Genomic DNA, 2407 nt, shown 5'->3' on the forward strand with positions numbered 1-2407 from the left:
CCCGAAGATATGGACGATGCAAAACTAGAACGGGTTTTATTCCCACCACTTCCGATAATTGCACAGGGGGATCGGCCCCTACCGGCCTGGCCGGCCGTATACAAAGAACTCAAGCGGAAAGGGGTTAGAATAAATAGGGTCAGAGTAAAATTAATCCATGAATAGAATAAATAGCATAATAAATAAACACGGATTTTCATGGTTTGAACTTCCCCTAATTTCACTCAGCCGTAATTCCTTCACAGGAAGACGATTAAAGAATAAAAAGCGGGGGCGGCCGGTAGGATGGCGGAAAGAGATATTTTAATTTTACTCTGACACTAATTAAATTAACACTAATTAAATTACTAATTAAATTAACACTAATTAAATTAGGAGCTTACGTGCGGTTAAAAATTCGTTCATTGCAGCAGAATTTTGCCTTACGGCTTCCGCTGCTTCTTGTTCAGTAAGTGGACAGCTAAGTTCTCTGGTCATACGTCTTCCTCCTAGTTAGATAGACGGGTATGATGAACCACATAGCCCAACAAAATGCTGCACATTGACCGCCGGAACTTGGCGGTTTTTCAAGGGATAGGACTTCGGCAAGTTTTTCATGGTTTCGTAGTCAGAGAGATATTAAGGGACAGACCCCAATTTAAAATAAACGTGGTCTGTCCCCTAATTTCTCCCTAATTTCTCCAATAAAATTAATTTTTAACGACATGACAACATGGACGCCTGCTACCTTTCCAGAAGCAGAGAAAAACTGACCCCAAGGTCTCACTCTGGGATGAGCGAGGGGGCGCAGCTTGGAGGGTTTATGACGCTGTTAGGCCTGGCTGGCGACCTGGACACCGTTTTTTCCGTCGGTTTTCACCTGATACATTGTCTCGTCGGCAATTCGTATTAACTCCTCGACCGTCCGACCATCGTCAGGGAAGGATGCAATGCCAGCGCTGAAACTGATACCCATAAGTCTTCCCTCTCTTCCCAAGAATTCATACCGTCGTATGCGGTCCAATAATTTTCGAGATATGGTCATGGCGCCGTTTTTGTCGGTTTCCGGAGTTACGATGATAAATTCCTCTCCTCCTATGCGTCCAAGAAAATCGTTTTGACGCAGTTCTTCCTTGAACAACGAGGAGATATCCTTCAAGAGTTTGTCGCCGAGCAGATGCCCGTGGCAGTCATTGAATTTCTTGAAGTCGTCAAGGTCAATGAAGGTGATACTCATCTGGCGTTGGTGACGCTCTGCCCGCTTCAACTCTTCATCGATTCGGGCCAGGAGAAAACGGCGATTGTAAATCCCGGTCAGCGAATCGTAGGTAGCCTCTCTTTTCAGGTGTTCGAGTTGCTCTGTTTTTTCGACGGCCTCAACGGCCTGGGCCGCAAAAATACTCATCACCAGGAGTTCGGCATCGGAGAACTCCTGGGGTGAGTGGCGATACACGGACAAGGAGCCAATGGACTTATCCCGATTCTTGAGCGGAACTGAAAGGATGGCGTTGATACCTTCATGAGCTGCCAGGTCTTTATTGCAGCAATCCTGGTCTTCCCTGACATTGCTGCATTTGTAGGAATTGCCGGTGACAACCACCTTGCCGATAATCCCTTCTCCCAAGGCTAGAGGTTCCTGGTTCATGAAATCTGATGAGAGTCCAACCCCGGCCTTGACTTCCAGAAGACCACTCTTGATGTTGAACAAGCGCATACTGGCTGCATCCGCCTGGGTGAGAGAAGCAGCTGTCTTGACGATATGGCCTAGGACCTCGTCTATCCCTTCGAAAACAACCACCCGCTCCATGCAGTAAAAGATTTTTTTCAAGACATCATCGTTCATAATCCATTCCTTGTTTTGTGGCCCGTTGGGAATAGGGGGCCGTTAAGAAGTAAATTTTATTTCGGCTACGGGGCATTTCTTACAGGTAATGATCTGAATCCGGAGGTCAACTCTTTTAAAAGGGAAATTAGTCAGAGTAAAATAAGAATGAAAAAGAAGTTAATTCTTATTTTATCAACTATACAGAATATGGAAAAGTTTTACTATACAGAATCTGTCTATAGTCGATTTAACGATTCTGGATAAAAACGTACTGTTGAGCTAAAACATAATCATATGCCCAGTCAACAACTTCAGTGCAATGAGACAAATAATCACCTTCCTTTACTGCGAGCGGCACCGGGGTCGAGCGGCACCGGGGAGAAAAGAGGGAGAAAAGAGGAACACATTTAGAAGTAATAGAGGGGGTCAGGTCTACACATCTGACAAAGTGAAAGTGAGATTAAGTTGGGAATCAGGGCTGTCAGATGTGTAGACCCCAATTTTCAGTGTGGTTAGCTTAACGTTAACGCTCTCAAAAAACGAATTGACACCGAGTATTACCATAGTTATACTTTGGACATGAAAACTGCAATCTCAATACCA

Annotated in this window: 1 protein-coding gene; it reads right to left on the minus strand. The window is 44.9% G+C overall.

The genetic code is table 11. The features are described from left to right. Positions 1-811 precede the first annotated feature (811 nt). Complete coding sequence (locus HQK80_16430) at positions 812-1822, minus strand: GGDEF domain-containing protein (GenBank protein ID MBF0223777.1); 1011 nt, start codon at positions 1820-1822, stop codon at positions 812-814. Positions 1823-2407: the final 585 nt, after the last annotated feature.

This window comes from Desulfobulbaceae bacterium (assembly GCA_015231515.1).
In the GTDB taxonomy this organism is placed as follows: domain Bacteria; phylum Desulfobacterota; class Desulfobulbia; order Desulfobulbales; family VMSU01; genus JADGBM01.